Annotated in this window: 27 protein-coding genes; 10 read left to right on the top strand and 17 right to left on the bottom strand. The window is 37.2% G+C overall.

What is annotated here, in order from left to right; all coding sequences use genetic code 11:
- The first annotated feature begins 4 nt into the window (after positions 1-4).
- From RND61_RS14760 to RND61_RS14720, 9 genes are all read left to right on the top strand, one after another.
- Positions 5-466, top strand: a complete 462-nt coding sequence (locus tag RND61_RS14760) for a hypothetical protein (protein WP_315878398.1) — start codon at positions 5-7, stop codon at positions 464-466.
- Positions 453-707, top strand: a complete 255-nt coding sequence (locus RND61_RS14755) for a hypothetical protein (RefSeq protein ID WP_315878397.1) — start codon at positions 453-455, stop codon at positions 705-707. The genes RND61_RS14760 and RND61_RS14755 overlap by 14 nt, the downstream gene beginning before the upstream one ends.
- A 9-nt stretch (positions 708-716) precedes the next feature.
- On the top strand, positions 717-1,070 hold the full coding sequence (locus RND61_RS14750; RefSeq protein ID WP_315878396.1) for a hypothetical protein: 354 nt from the start codon (positions 717-719) through the stop codon (positions 1,068-1,070).
- 66 nt (positions 1,071-1,136) lie between these two features.
- Entirely contained in the window at positions 1,137-1,736 is a 600-nt protein-coding gene (locus RND61_RS14745) for a hypothetical protein (RefSeq protein ID WP_315878395.1), read from the top strand.
- Complete coding sequence (locus tag RND61_RS14740; RefSeq protein WP_315878394.1) at positions 1,726-2,235, top strand: hypothetical protein; 510 nt, start codon at positions 1,726-1,728, stop codon at positions 2,233-2,235. The genes RND61_RS14745 and RND61_RS14740 overlap by 11 nt, the downstream gene beginning before the upstream one ends.
- A 5-nt stretch (positions 2,236-2,240) precedes the next feature.
- Positions 2,241-2,741, top strand: coding sequence for a hypothetical protein (locus tag RND61_RS14735; protein WP_315878393.1), 501 nt, complete (start codon positions 2,241-2,243; stop codon positions 2,739-2,741).
- Between the two features lie 14 nt (positions 2,742-2,755).
- Positions 2,756-3,118, top strand: a complete 363-nt coding sequence (locus RND61_RS14730) for a hypothetical protein (protein WP_315878392.1) — start codon at positions 2,756-2,758, stop codon at positions 3,116-3,118.
- A 5-nt stretch (positions 3,119-3,123) separates the two neighbouring features.
- Positions 3,124-3,762: a hypothetical protein gene (locus tag RND61_RS14725; protein ID WP_315878391.1), complete on the top strand. Its 639-nt coding sequence runs from the start codon at positions 3,124-3,126 to the stop codon at positions 3,760-3,762.
- A gap of 5 nt (positions 3,763-3,767) precedes the next feature.
- Positions 3,768-4,079 (top strand): hypothetical protein, encoded by a 312-nt coding sequence (locus tag RND61_RS14720; protein ID WP_315878390.1) that lies wholly within the window; start codon positions 3,768-3,770, stop codon positions 4,077-4,079.
- A 300-nt stretch (positions 4,080-4,379) separates the two neighbouring features.
- On the opposite strand, the gene RND61_RS14715 is transcribed toward RND61_RS14720, so the two are convergent.
- From RND61_RS14715 to RND61_RS14675, 9 genes are all read right to left on the bottom strand, one after another.
- Positions 4,380-4,604, bottom strand: a complete 225-nt coding sequence (locus RND61_RS14715) for a hypothetical protein (RefSeq protein ID WP_315878389.1) — start codon at positions 4,602-4,604, stop codon at positions 4,380-4,382.
- A 69-nt stretch (positions 4,605-4,673) separates the two neighbouring features.
- Entirely contained in the window at positions 4,674-4,958 is a 285-nt protein-coding gene (locus RND61_RS14710) for a hypothetical protein (RefSeq protein WP_315878388.1), read from the bottom strand.
- 14 nt (positions 4,959-4,972) lie between these two features.
- Complete coding sequence (locus RND61_RS14705) at positions 4,973-5,221, bottom strand: hypothetical protein (RefSeq protein ID WP_315878387.1); 249 nt, start codon at positions 5,219-5,221, stop codon at positions 4,973-4,975.
- Positions 5,222-5,285: 64 nt separating this feature from the next.
- A complete protein-coding gene (locus tag RND61_RS14700; RefSeq protein ID WP_315878386.1) occupies positions 5,286-5,825 on the bottom strand; it encodes a hypothetical protein in 540 nt (179 codons plus the stop codon).
- Between the two features lie 40 nt (positions 5,826-5,865).
- Positions 5,866-6,138 (bottom strand): hypothetical protein, encoded by a 273-nt coding sequence (locus RND61_RS14695; protein ID WP_315878385.1) that lies wholly within the window; start codon positions 6,136-6,138, stop codon positions 5,866-5,868.
- 45 nt (positions 6,139-6,183) lie between these two features.
- Positions 6,184-6,543 (bottom strand): hypothetical protein, encoded by a 360-nt coding sequence (locus tag RND61_RS14690; RefSeq protein ID WP_315878384.1) that lies wholly within the window; start codon positions 6,541-6,543, stop codon positions 6,184-6,186.
- Positions 6,544-7,010: 467 nt separating this feature from the next.
- Positions 7,011-7,313: a hypothetical protein gene (locus tag RND61_RS14685; protein WP_315878383.1), complete on the bottom strand. Its 303-nt coding sequence runs from the start codon at positions 7,311-7,313 to the stop codon at positions 7,011-7,013.
- The gene (locus tag RND61_RS14680) at positions 7,279-7,476 is read right to left on the bottom strand and encodes a hypothetical protein (protein WP_315878382.1); all 198 of its coding nucleotides are present in this window, start codon (positions 7,474-7,476) and stop codon (positions 7,279-7,281) included. Before RND61_RS14680 ends, RND61_RS14685 begins: the two co-directional genes overlap by 35 nt.
- 350 nt (positions 7,477-7,826) lie before the next feature.
- Positions 7,827-8,141 carry a hypothetical protein gene (locus RND61_RS14675; RefSeq protein ID WP_315878381.1) on the bottom strand — a complete coding sequence of 105 codons (315 nt, stop codon included), beginning with the start codon at positions 8,139-8,141 and terminating at the stop codon, positions 7,827-7,829.
- Positions 8,142-8,463: 322 nt separating this feature from the next.
- On the opposite strand from RND61_RS14675, the gene RND61_RS14670 reads away from it, so the two are divergent.
- Positions 8,464-8,805 (top strand): hypothetical protein, encoded by a 342-nt coding sequence (locus RND61_RS14670; protein ID WP_315878380.1) that lies wholly within the window; start codon positions 8,464-8,466, stop codon positions 8,803-8,805.
- Positions 8,806-9,376: 571 nt separating this feature from the next.
- Here the strand turns inward: RND61_RS14670 and RND61_RS14665 are convergent.
- The 8 genes from RND61_RS14665 to RND61_RS14630 form a co-directional block, all read right to left on the bottom strand.
- Positions 9,377-9,562, bottom strand: coding sequence for a hypothetical protein (locus tag RND61_RS14665; protein ID WP_315878379.1), 186 nt, complete (start codon positions 9,560-9,562; stop codon positions 9,377-9,379).
- 6 nt (positions 9,563-9,568) lie between these two features.
- Complete coding sequence (locus tag RND61_RS14660) at positions 9,569-9,814, bottom strand: hypothetical protein (RefSeq protein WP_315878378.1); 246 nt, start codon at positions 9,812-9,814, stop codon at positions 9,569-9,571.
- Positions 9,801-9,944: a hypothetical protein gene (locus tag RND61_RS14655; RefSeq protein WP_315878377.1), complete on the bottom strand. Its 144-nt coding sequence runs from the start codon at positions 9,942-9,944 to the stop codon at positions 9,801-9,803. Before RND61_RS14655 ends, RND61_RS14660 begins: the two co-directional genes overlap by 14 nt.
- A 1-nt stretch (position 9,945) precedes the next feature.
- Positions 9,946-10,227, bottom strand: coding sequence for a hypothetical protein (locus tag RND61_RS14650; RefSeq protein WP_315878376.1), 282 nt, complete (start codon positions 10,225-10,227; stop codon positions 9,946-9,948).
- A 4-nt stretch (positions 10,228-10,231) separates the two neighbouring features.
- Complete coding sequence (locus RND61_RS14645) at positions 10,232-10,507, bottom strand: hypothetical protein (RefSeq protein ID WP_315878375.1); 276 nt, start codon at positions 10,505-10,507, stop codon at positions 10,232-10,234.
- Complete coding sequence (locus RND61_RS14640) at positions 10,507-11,007, bottom strand: hypothetical protein (protein WP_315878374.1); 501 nt, start codon at positions 11,005-11,007, stop codon at positions 10,507-10,509. Before RND61_RS14640 ends, RND61_RS14645 begins: the two co-directional genes overlap by 1 nt.
- A 105-nt stretch (positions 11,008-11,112) precedes the next feature.
- Positions 11,113-11,769, bottom strand: coding sequence for a hypothetical protein (locus RND61_RS14635; protein ID WP_315878373.1), 657 nt, complete (start codon positions 11,767-11,769; stop codon positions 11,113-11,115).
- Positions 11,770-11,832: 63 nt separating this feature from the next.
- Positions 11,833-12,138: a hypothetical protein gene (locus tag RND61_RS14630; protein ID WP_315878372.1), complete on the bottom strand. Its 306-nt coding sequence runs from the start codon at positions 12,136-12,138 to the stop codon at positions 11,833-11,835.
- Positions 12,139-12,409: the final 271 nt, after the last annotated feature.

The following is a 12,409-nucleotide window of genomic DNA, read 5'->3' as shown; positions in this document are numbered from 1 at the left end:
TCTTATGACGTTTAAACTAGATAATTCAACATTCAAAGAGGGCGATAGTATATTCATCGTTAAATATACTCTTAGCTATATTTCAGGTTATACTGAGAGTTACCATACAGGTAAAGTTGTAAAGGTAGGCAAGACAGTTATAACAGTATCTGCAACAGATATTATAGGGGGTAATATCTCCTTCCATTATAGAAAGACAAAACCAATGCATGCTAAAAACTTCAACTATGAGCTTCAAGGGTTTAAGAGTGAGTATGAATGGGCTGATTATAAAGAGGATATTCGCCTTAATAAAGTAGCAGATGATATTAAGACTGCTAAGAGAATGATTCGTAAGATTAAGAACGATATTGACATGATTGACCCTTATGATACATCTGTTACGATTCAAAATTCTCAGAATTTTATCGACAGTCTAGAGGATTCTGAATCCCTAGTAGGAGATATGACACATGAAGTACATTAAACCATTAAAAAAGTCAGTTAACCGAACAGACGATGAGATTGAAAAAGAACTAGCGACTAGCATAGAATCATCACAGGAATTAGGCTTTAAGACATTTGACGTTGGTGAATATAGTCCAGTATTCCTTGATTTTTATAATTTTATCTTTAGGCATAGGGCTGAGTTATCAGCATTAGGCTATGATGTTAAGTTCTCAAAGTCTAGCTCTGGTGAGCATATTGCAACACTACATTTAGAATAGGAGATGTTTATGAAGTATACAGATGGTCAATTAGGAAGCCCATTTCCAGAGCGAAAGATGAAGAAGCGACATGCCTTTAAGCAAGTTAGGAAATGGGATATAGAACGCTTAGATGAGTATGACCAAGGAGAAGAGTATTGGAAGAACTTAATCCTAGAGCGGAGTCATAACAAGCGCTGGCGTGCTATTATGAAGGCATATGGTTACAAGGATAAATATGATGTCTTAGAAGCTATGGAACATTGGGAGTGGATGGAGTATACATTTAGCACTAGAGGTTACTCAATCCCTATGCCTTTAGGACAAAAACAAAAAGTTAGCAAACTATCTGAGGGATTTGTTCCTGATGATTACTTTGATTAATAATGGTGAATAAAAGCACAAGCGGAACTCTTACGATTAATCTATGACACGCAGAAAGGAGTATCAATGGCTAAATATAAATCCATGAAAGAATATGAAAAACAGGATAATGTTACTAAAATAGCTACGTATCATGGTAGTAGAGGCATCACATCAATCACAATGTATCTCGTAAAAGACTCTCAAAAGTACTATTATTCATATGCAATCGACACGGTTAAACCTCTAAAATATATGGGTAGAGCTTTTTACTGGATTGTATCTCCGATAGTGCCCATCGGCGTATTTCTAGAAAGGTTGTTCGAGGGTGATAGACCCTACTTTAAGTCACCGGACTACAAAGAAAATTGGCTATTATATCGTAAATTTTATCGTAGTAACTACTTGACTAGGAAGCTAAATTCTGGTAATATGTATACAGAGTACTACGGGATTCCATATTGGGCTAATACTAACTATAAGGATGCTGCTAATTATACTAAAATGACTGGTAAATATTCATCATTACCTCAGTATAAAAAAGAGAAGCTACAAAAGAAATACTTAGGTCATACCACAGATTATTTACGTGATTATAGCCTTGTTATCTCTATGATGGCGGGTATCGCCATTCCAGAGTCAGAACAACATGAAACATCAGAAAGGATAGATAGGTATGACCTATAATGTTTTAGAGTTAAAAATAGATGGCACTATTAAAGAATTTATCAATGAACAGAATAATTATAGAGATTCTATCATGGATTTTGGTCTGTTAAATGATAAAGGTCAGCACACTAAACTAACAAACTACGATGAGTCTTCTAAAGCCACACTTACAATACCTCATATCACCTCGGTACACTTATGGATTGGTTATGGGTATAAAGCTTTTATTGGTTTCGAAACAGCAAATGGTTACAAGTTTTCTATTCATGCAGAAGGGCTTACTATTCATCTAGTGAACTCTACCTACTCTAAATATGACTATCGAGATGGGGAATATGTGTCCGAAATGCAAACTTTAGTATCATACATCGATGGTCGTAAAACAGATTCAGGGTACATTCAAGAAGAAGAAAAGAATAAGTATAATTTTTACTCACAAACCCAAGGCTTAACTCATTCACAAGTAAAGAATACAGCTCGTTCAAAACTACGAAGATTGTTTAGTAGGAAAGGATAAAGATAATGACATATAATTTAGAAGGGCGCTCAATCTACGGAGAATCAGCTAAAAAGACAGCGAATTACTTTGCAAAACAAGCTGTAGATAACATAGAAAAGAGATTAGGAGTTTCTTTAACAGTAAGTATCGGCTTACCGCAACTATCCTCAATGTATCCGATTATTGCCTTAAAGCAAAGTAGGGATTCAGTTATTAAACTACTGTCAGATATACTACTTAAGGACATGGAAAACAAAGAATCTGTTTCAGACATATTTAGAGTTATCTATGCTAAATCAAGTACACCTAGTGATTTCTCAGAGATGAAACCCTATATTTTAGGCACAACTTCAATTAAAGTAGGCTATGAACCTATTAGTGACTATAAGACAGTAGAGCTGTTAGATGAAAGGTCTTTTGCCTTTATGTATTATGACCATGGTACTTATAAGAACCTCATATCAGAATTAGATAATCCAGATAGTTTAAGGTTTATCTATAGCTATACTGATGCACCAGAATAATAAGGAGAATAGTAATGGAAGTATACTATGTAACACAAGAACAGTTTGACCTGATTGATAGAATTTACCAAAAAGATTACCCATTCGACTCAATTCTATATAACGCTAATAAGCTTACTAATTTTGTTAATAAACTGAATGAAGATAAAGATAAAGCACTTTTACGTTACCTTGGTGGGGATGATTCTGTTATCTTTAAGGTAAAAGAGAAGCTTTATCACCTAGTTGGGGTTGATGGTTGGGGATGCAAGGTCTACTTTACAAATAATTATGGTGTGACATCACCAGCCACTAAAAACCAACTAGCTGCTATGGAGTTGCCTCTTAATGAAATCAAAAAGTGGGCAACGCCTGATTGGGAAATTGAGGAGGTTTAAATACCATGAAATTAATTGTACATGTCACAACTTTAGAACAGTGGAAGTCAGTGTTAAATATTTGGTTTAACCAAGGATATCATTGGGCTTCTGGTAAAGCTGATGAATACGATGAAGGAAAGTTTATAACTATGGATGGTAGGCACCTTGGTCTAAATATAAATGATGATGAGTGTATTTCCTTTTGGTCTGACTACACCTGTGACTACCTGAATAAGAAAGACTATTTAGTGGAGTATGATGCGTTCATGTTACAACAAACAGGAGCAGGAAAAATGAAAACATATTATGTAACAGAAGAACAGTTAAGTTTAATTAAGGAATTAAAAAGCAAGTCGTTCCCAATTGATTATTTAGCTCTCAATTCAGACGGATACTTTTCACCTCTAGCTATCCGTTTATCTAAAGAATTCGCTAGTGCACTCCTACGCTACTTAGGTGGAGATGATTCTGTTGAGTTTAAGGTTAAAGAGCCCCTGTATCGACTATGGCGAGTTGACTTAGCTAATGATACCGTTTACATGAAGATAAATGATTCAGGCACACCAGACTGGACTAACTTCAAATCTGGGGCTTTCACAGCACCACTTGAAGAAATTAAGATGTGGGACAACCCTGCGTGGAGTATTGAAAAGGTAGGCTAATAACAATGGTGTATAAAGTAGGTAAACAGTTAGACCTCTTCATAGGAGGTGAAAAGTTACAGACTGTTACAGATGAACCACAAGAGATTAGCTATAAGCCCGTAAAGGACTATGGTGATTTCATCGAAGCAGATGATGGTATGTTATATTGGCATTGGGGTGATAGTTCCATATCAGGCGGTCAGGTTAAGAAAGATACTCCAATAGGGTTAATTACTCTAGAGCATGAAACTCTAAACATTTTCTTATCACCTAACCCTCGCAATCTTGGTTATATTTATATTGATGGGGAATTAAATATACTATCAAGAAAATGAAAAGCCCCTAGGCGTTTAATGACCTAAGGGCTTTATTATAAAAATTTTTATGTAATATTTTAGGTAGTTTGCTCATATTTTTGTATGGGCATTTTTTAGTCATTTATAAACAACGGGGTAGGGGTAGGTAGAGTAGGGTAGTTCCATTTCCAAGATGTGTATTTATTTTGCTCCAGATTTTGCTGTGTAAAATGTCCCTGGATAGGGAGTAGGTGCGCCAGGGACAGACACCCCCAGGTATAGCCAAAAACAACGGGGGAGCGTATCACTTCCGTTGCAATTTGTCAAGTTACAGTTATGTTACAATGTTGCTAGCGTGATAGCCTTATCAACAATATACTTATACTGTGCTACAGTGTACACTTCTTTAGTATCGATAAGCCGTGTGAAGTAGTTAAACTCTGGTAGTGTCATATCATCCACATACATATCACTATCTACCTTATCAACAAACTTCTTTGTGCTTGCTAGGTCGTAGGCTTCTCCATCTAGTGCTCTCTTTGTTGCTTCAACTAATGTGTTCATTCTTTCGTACCTCTTTCATTTGATAATTCTATTATAGCACCTATAAACTACAGTGACATTACAGTTATGTTACAGTGTGAAAATGAAATTGTAGAAGTTGTCTCCCTCCTCCTGATACACTTGAATGAATCCCTCACTACTCCATTCATAAGCGCCGGCGCTATCATTATTACTAACCCTATAAGCCCCTTCAAACTGCTTAACAGTGGTCTCATATCCCCCGTATGTATCAATGATAATGAATCCACCATCAAGGGGCTTAATAGTCATATCATCCCCGAATTGTAGGGGCTTCGTTATCATGTGTGCTAGTTGTTCCATCATGGTTAATGGTACTGTAATTGTCTTACTCATTGTCTTATGCTCCTTTAGCTGAATATGTAAGCTACGAATCCATCAACGTTATACGTGTATCCGGTGGGCTCCTCATCGTCATCTAACTCTATAATTCTAGAATCCTCTAGCTTAAACTTCAAAGTCCCAACTGAATAGCCCCGTTCTGAATAGGTAGCCTCAAGCGTGTAAATACCTTCAGTGTCCTCTGTTAGGTTGTAGTTCGTTGTGTGCTTGTCTAGGGCTTGTATAAGCGCCTTGATGGTGTTTTCTGCTGTGGTCATTGTATTAGTCCTCTTTCATTTTAATTGCCCCTAGGGGCTATGTACGGGCTTTATAGCCCTTATGTTAGATGGTCATACTTTTTCTTGTGTTTGAATTTGAGACTTTACGGCGCTTCAATCCCGTGTTAGTAATCCATGTTTTAATGGTATTCTCTCCTCGTTTGAATCCACGCAAATCAAGTGCTCCAGTTGTGAAGGTAGTGGCATATATTGCCCCTGTTTGTGCCTCGTATCTCTCCATACGTTTTGCCCGAATCTGCTTATTAAGCTGTAGGGCTTCCATAGTGGTATACAATAGGTTGCCTAGGTAGTAAAAGTCTTGCGTGTCTAATACTTCCCCGTTGTCTTCAAAGTCTTCACTAGGGGATGTGAATCTGATAACCTTAAGTGTGATACGGTTGTTAAACTCTCCAAACTCATTGCTAGTAATTGAGTTCAAATATTCATTCTCAATCCGTACAGAATAAAACGCTTTACCATCCGTTAGCTTGGTATGTGCTTCCAATCCACCAATTGAAACGTTACTACGTGCAAGGGTCATCCCCTCATCTAGATACTGCTTTACCTTTTGTGTGTAAAGGTTATAAATGTAATCGATTTTCATGTTGTTTCCTCTTTCTTTATTTGATAAGTTAATTGTAACACTAATCGTTTGTAGTGTCAACAACTTTATAAACAAATTCACTTTTTAATTGTGAAAGTATACTCTCATAGGTTGCTTGTAAAGCCCCTTCATAGCTTGTATAGTACTCCCTCCAATCAGGTTCAATCTCATTAGGTGCTAGGTTATCCGCTGTTACTTGTAACCCCGCTTCAGTGCTTGCTTTTGCTTCCGCTATGGAATCCGCCTCAATTATTTCACTTGTCTCATGATATGTATTAGTAACCATTACTTTCATTCTATACACCTCTTTCATTTATTGCCCTCTAGGGGCTATGTACGGGGATGAAATCCCCTTGTGTTAATCCTTGTAATTATCGAATCCAGAACCAACTTTATAAGCGTTTGAATAAGCGCCCAAATATTGTCTTACTTGATTATCCATATTCTTGTAAGCGTTGTAATCCCAATCGCTTGTAAAGTCCATAAGTTCATATGTTCCATGCTTTACCATTTGCTGACGGGTGTTATTGTCTTTATCAGTGTAAGTCACAACACTAATCCAATCAGTTCCAGCACTTCCAACCCTAATGATACTAGTCAAAAAATGGTTTTGTGCAAATTCTGCAATACTGGGGATGTTCTTAACACTTTCATCCCCACGTTGTTTAAATGTTCCCATCACTTGTAAATATGCCATAATCCTATATACCTCTTTCATTTTTTATTGCCCCTAGGGGCTATGTACGGGCTTTATAGCCCTTAGATTAAAGTGCTTCCACTGTATACCCTTTCATATCTAATCGAATATCCGTTCCATTTGCTTCATCTCTTGATGATAGGTAGTAAACTTTGTTACCCTTGGTTGCCTTTGATACACTATACTTACTTTTTGTTACACTCATGTTTTTTCCTCTTTCCTTATTGGTATGATACAATTGTACCACGCTTTCAAATCGTTGTCAACAACTTTTATAAAACTTTTTTCCAAATGTTTGGGTTGCTATGAATCCAATCACTACAAGGCTAACCGCCCGAATCGGGTGTATCATTGCCCAATCTCTAAACCATACAATCAGTAAGCCAATCACAACCAACCAGAACAACCGTTTTAATACTTTCATTTGTGCTCCTCCTTTAACCTTGATACAATTGTATCATTGTTGTTTTTAGTTGTCAACAACTTTTTTAAAATTCTTTTGACTTTTTACTCCTCAAGTTCTCCACATTCTTATGCATAACTTTTCCATCCTTGAATACAATGGTTATAAAGTTGTCCTCAATCACAATCGAATCAAGTTGCAGCCCTGTAAGTGTATTGATGGTTTGCATAACACTGTTATTGAAGAAAGTTCGTTCTTGTGCTTCATCATAAAAGTTTTCATGTGTAAGTAGTGCAATGCTTTCATCGTTAACATCCGTTACACCTAGAGAATAAAGCAAGGCTATCAGATTATCAATCGAATTCATAAGCGCCCCCAATCTCTTCATATCCAGTTGGTACTAGCTTCAATCTATTAAGTGCTTGCTTCTCTGTGGTGTGGTACTTCTCCGACCACTCAAAGGCAACTAGCCCCCGAAATGTTTGTGCTTCCTCAATGTTCGCATAGGTTGCCACCCGTTTGTTATTGTTCAAATCAATCAAATCATACATATATCATACCTCTTTCATTTTAATTGCCCCTAGGGGCTATGTACGGGGATGAAATCCCCTTATACTATTGTACCATGTATAATGATAACTTGCTGTTTTCCTTGCTTACGTGTGATAGCGTACCATATATGTTAGGTGCTTTGATAATCCCACTTAATCGTTGGAATCTTGTGTTAGTTCCATCTTGTAATGTGGTTGGTGCTAATCCTTCAACCATCAAGCGCCCGTTAATGTAAACCCTGTAAGCCTTCCACATTTTCATGTTATCACCTTTTATACTTCTCATTCTATATACCCTCTTTCATTTATTGCCCTCTAGGGGCTATGTACGGGGATGAAATCCCCTTATGCTATACAAATTCTAGCAGCGTTGTGTTACGCTTCAGAATTGCGAACACTGCAACAGCGCTTAAATCATTCTTGTTAACTGCTTTCACAATTGCCCCGTTAACTCCATATATACCATGTGAAGTTGCTATGACTGAGAATGCGATACCCGTTAAATTAACATTTCCATCCCCGTCATAAGTGGGAGTGAATCGAACGACTTTTTTAACAATCTCTTCACGTGATAAATTAGTACCATCGAAATCATAGAAATAATTATCTTTCATTTTGCTTCTGCTTGTGAAACTCTTGAATGTGCTATATTTTGAATCGGTCATGTTTTTTCCTCTTTCCTTATTGGTATGATACAATTTTACCATTGTTGTTTTTAGTTGTCAACAGCTTTTTTAAAATTCTTTTTCGACTGCTTGTGCTCCCTTCCTAATCGATAAGACAATTGTACCACGCTATTTTTAGAATGTCAACAACTAAATCAAATATAAAGATTATATAAAACCTATTGACAATAATTAAAATGTGTGCTATACGTGTGCGTGCGTACATGCGTATATAAAGGAAGCAAAAAAAGTTTTATAAAGTGCTTGCATTTTATTTTTGCACATGGTACAATGAATGTATCAATTAGAGGAGGTCACAAAGATGACTACAATTAAGGAACTAGGCAACGAACAAGCAACACTCACAAACAAGGTACTAAGCACTGACGGGATGGAAGCAACCATCTCAAAGGCTATCCAATCTGTCAAGGGTGTAACCGTAGCGGAGCAGCTAGGATGGGAAGCAAGCGACATTTTAAGTCCTGAATCAATTACAGTTGTAGCATGGTTTAAAACAGATACTGAAATTGATGAAATCGGAATCAGTGAACTTAACATGTTCGCTAAGTTTATTAAGGAAGCCGGAGCTGACTCATACGAAAGCTACAACATCCCCGAATACATTTATATGTATGAACGAATCTTGGCGGCAATCCAGGGATAAGCAGGAGGGGCATAGCCCTTTGGGCTTGTCCTCATTTCCCCGAAGCGAACCCAGAAAGCTACTATGGAGAGCTACTATACCCAGAAAGCTACTATGTAAACCTGAATAGCTACTATGCAATACTTAGCATCCCCTAATTGAATACATCTGAACCTGAATAGCTACTATGTAGGAACTGTCTTATCCTATGTGGTAGCTTTTATTGTGGACTTGGCTCATCCCCGAAGCGAACCCAGAAAGCTACTATGTATCCTATTGTCCTATATAGCCCTAGAAGCTCCTATAAGGCTTTGTATCTATCCTTAGTGTATCTGCATTAAGAGCAAACTAAAAACCCAGACAGCTACTATAATATGCTTCCTAGCATATACCTAGTTATCGTGGGTTTACTTTTATCTTATTATTATATTGTTATCCCAAAGGGATGTATCAGTATCTACAGTCGGGGATGTCCTAACCAGAACCCAGAAAGCTACTATGTAACCTAACCTATTTCCAGTAGAAACCTATCTAAAAACAAAGTGCATCCTAAGTCAAATATTTGCCGACCTATCCTATCCTGTATCCTATCCTATTTTTTGCCTAATAATCCTAAGAGTGTATGAATCTCTTCCGTGTATTGAATGACCATCTTAGTGTTTTCACGTTGCATATCTAGGAGAGCTTTTACAAGTTCCTCACGGCTCATACTGTCTAATACCTTTAGTTGACCCTCTTGTAGTGTATCTAACTGCTTATTGATTTCTTCTTCATCCATAGTACTTTACAATACCTTTCTTGATAGTACAATTGCATCACGTATATTTGTATCTGCTTCTAAGAGCTCCTTGGTAGTCTTATAGCCAAAGAACTGCATCATGGTCTTGAATAGGCTACCAGAAACACCATGCCTATCTCCATAGTAGTCCACAATATTGATATAACCATCTTCAATTTCAACGTAACTCTCATTACCTGCACGTTTTAATGAATCATTGATTTGTGCAATAGTAGCTTCATTCTTTGTCATCATCTGTCTCCACATTTTCTTGTATTTCATCAATAATTTTCAGAACGTCTGATAGATAAACCGTTTCAAATCCGTCTTCGTCACTATATGATAACATTCGTGCTTTATACTTCGCTTCATTCTTTGTCATTTTAATCATCCCCATAACAGAATGCATCTGGAACAGTAATTAAACTACGTGCTTGTCTATATTTCATAGTTGGCTCCTCGTTAATATGATTCAGTTCAATAGTGACATCACTGGTACCATCTTTTGACCAGATAGTCAGGTATACATTCTTACTCTCTTCAAAAGCTTCCTCTAATTCATAGTCTTCCACTTCTGTCTTAAAGCCAACACTTTCTAGGTGCTTTAATAACTTATCTGCTTTTTCACGTGTCTTGATACGTACATCAACGTAATTACTTTTCATTGCTTTATTCCTCCACATGCATAATATCATTTAAGCTATCTCTGTGCAACTTTAGCGCTTGCTTGTACTTTAGAGAAGGTTCATCATCCCTATGGGCAATCATAAGAAATACATCTCCATCTCGCCATACACTGAAATAGTGTGGAACACTGTAATCAACATCTTCTAAATATTCATCTTTAATCCTGAAGAATCCAGATTTACCTAAGTGTTTCGATAACTTCTTAGCTTTCTTAAGTGTCTTAACATGTACATCTACATAACGACTCTTAATTTCCATTACCAACCTACTTTCTGTCCTGTGACATAATCTTCATATTTGTTAAAGTCCATATATGCTACTGGCGAATCCGTACCATCTACATATACAGTGAGCTTAATCTCTGTTCCGTGGGGATGTCCCTTTAGAGAAGTAAAGAAGTTACCAATAATGTTTAGGCGCTCCTCAGGGTCAATCGTAGTCAAAGCATCTGTATATGTAATGTTCAAAGAGTTACCATTTGCTGTATACGTGTACCGAAGGGCACGTACATCCCCTGAAGAGAAAGTACGAATGTAGTTCTCTACCGAAGTCTCCAAAGGAGGCAACTCTTGCTTATCTGAACTTGAAGAGCTACTAGCAAGTTTAATGTTCTGTACATTAGTAGTCTTTGAGTGCTTCACAGTATCTCCATGAGTTGTAAGGGTCATAAAGACAGCAACTCCTAAGAAGACTGCCAACACTGGAATCCAGTATTTAATTGTTGTCACCCATAAAGGCGTATCTTGCATGTGTTTCATAATTGGTATACCTCCTAGCAACCATTTTACCTATTTTACAGAACGCCTATATAAAGGCATTTGTAATTTATTGTACCAAAATGTCCCAGTGTGGAACGAAACTAATTATTCTTCGTCAGAAAATTGGTACAGGTCATACTTCTGTGTCCGACCTGTGCTAATAAGGAACTCTTGTAGTCGCCAGTAGACCTTGCTAATTGCTTCTACATCAGTAGCTCCTACATGCTCTCCTGGATATTCCAGATTGAAGAATCCACATGCTACCTCTAGGCTCAAAGGAGTTACATATAAATCACTACTTAGCATTTCTTGTAAGTCATATAGAGGGATTTTCATAACATCAGATTCCTTTAATGGTGCTTTAGAATACATAAAGTTTGCCATTACAGTAGCATATGAGGTAACATCTCGGCTAACACCCCAACCCATTAAGGGGATGCGGGTTCCAATACCATTTTCTAAGATAAAGTTATTGAACTTGAATAGTACTTCTGTGTAACCTTTGCTGTTTGGAGTTAACCATTTGCCTGTCTTATGAAGTGTAGTCTCTTGTGCAGCTTTGCTCTGCCTACCATCTAAAGCCCATTCATTAAACCGCTTTAGCACCTTACCATTCTTAGAGTAGATGACAATACTAAAGTTTGTGATGTGGAAGTCATCCCCGTATTCAAAGTCCATTACAGCGTATGATGTGCCCTTAAGACGATTAACCTGAATCAGGTTGTTTGTCTTTACTTGGTCGAATTGTACTAATGTAGTCATGTTATTTCCTCTTTCCTAATGTATGTACTTATTGTATCACTTATGTACGGGCTTGTCAACCCTTTATTCTAACTTCTCTAATAACTCTTCGAAGTACTGCTTATCTGAATTGGCTTCATTGACCCTCAGCTGATAAAATTGAATGTGAGCATGAAGATACCCAGACTTTAATTCCTCCACACTTAGGGTACGAGAGAACACATACCCTTCATTATTCATAAAGCTATTCTCTAAATCTTTGTCTACATGGTCGAAATAACCATCAACTCGGCTAAACCTGAATTGCTTGGGAGTCTTTTTGTAGTCCTTTTCCGAAAGCTCCATTGTCTTCCATTGCCCTGCACTTAACCTTACAATATTTAGTGTCATGTTGCTTTCCTCTTTCCTGATTTTAATAACGTTGCATAAACATGTCAGTTACATAGTGGTCAATTAAGTTACAATCTTTGAGAGGCATTCCACTCTCATACATTGTCTCCAAGTTTCCTACCAAAATATCAATATCAGTAGGGTCATCTTTGTGCAATTCCCAATGTTTCTTCTGTGATGAGTACCATTGAGAGAATGTCCGATTAGTAAATATTGAGTAATACCCTACATATCTTGACACTAGTGTATCCACACTCGTCCATACAGTGTA

Source organism: Streptomyces tamarix, from assembly GCF_032423885.1.
Classification (GTDB): Bacteria; Actinomycetota; Actinomycetes; order Streptomycetales; family Streptomycetaceae; genus Streptomyces; species Streptomyces tamarix.
Note: the sequence above shows the minus strand (reverse complement) of the source record. Positions and strands in the feature narration are given on the sequence as shown.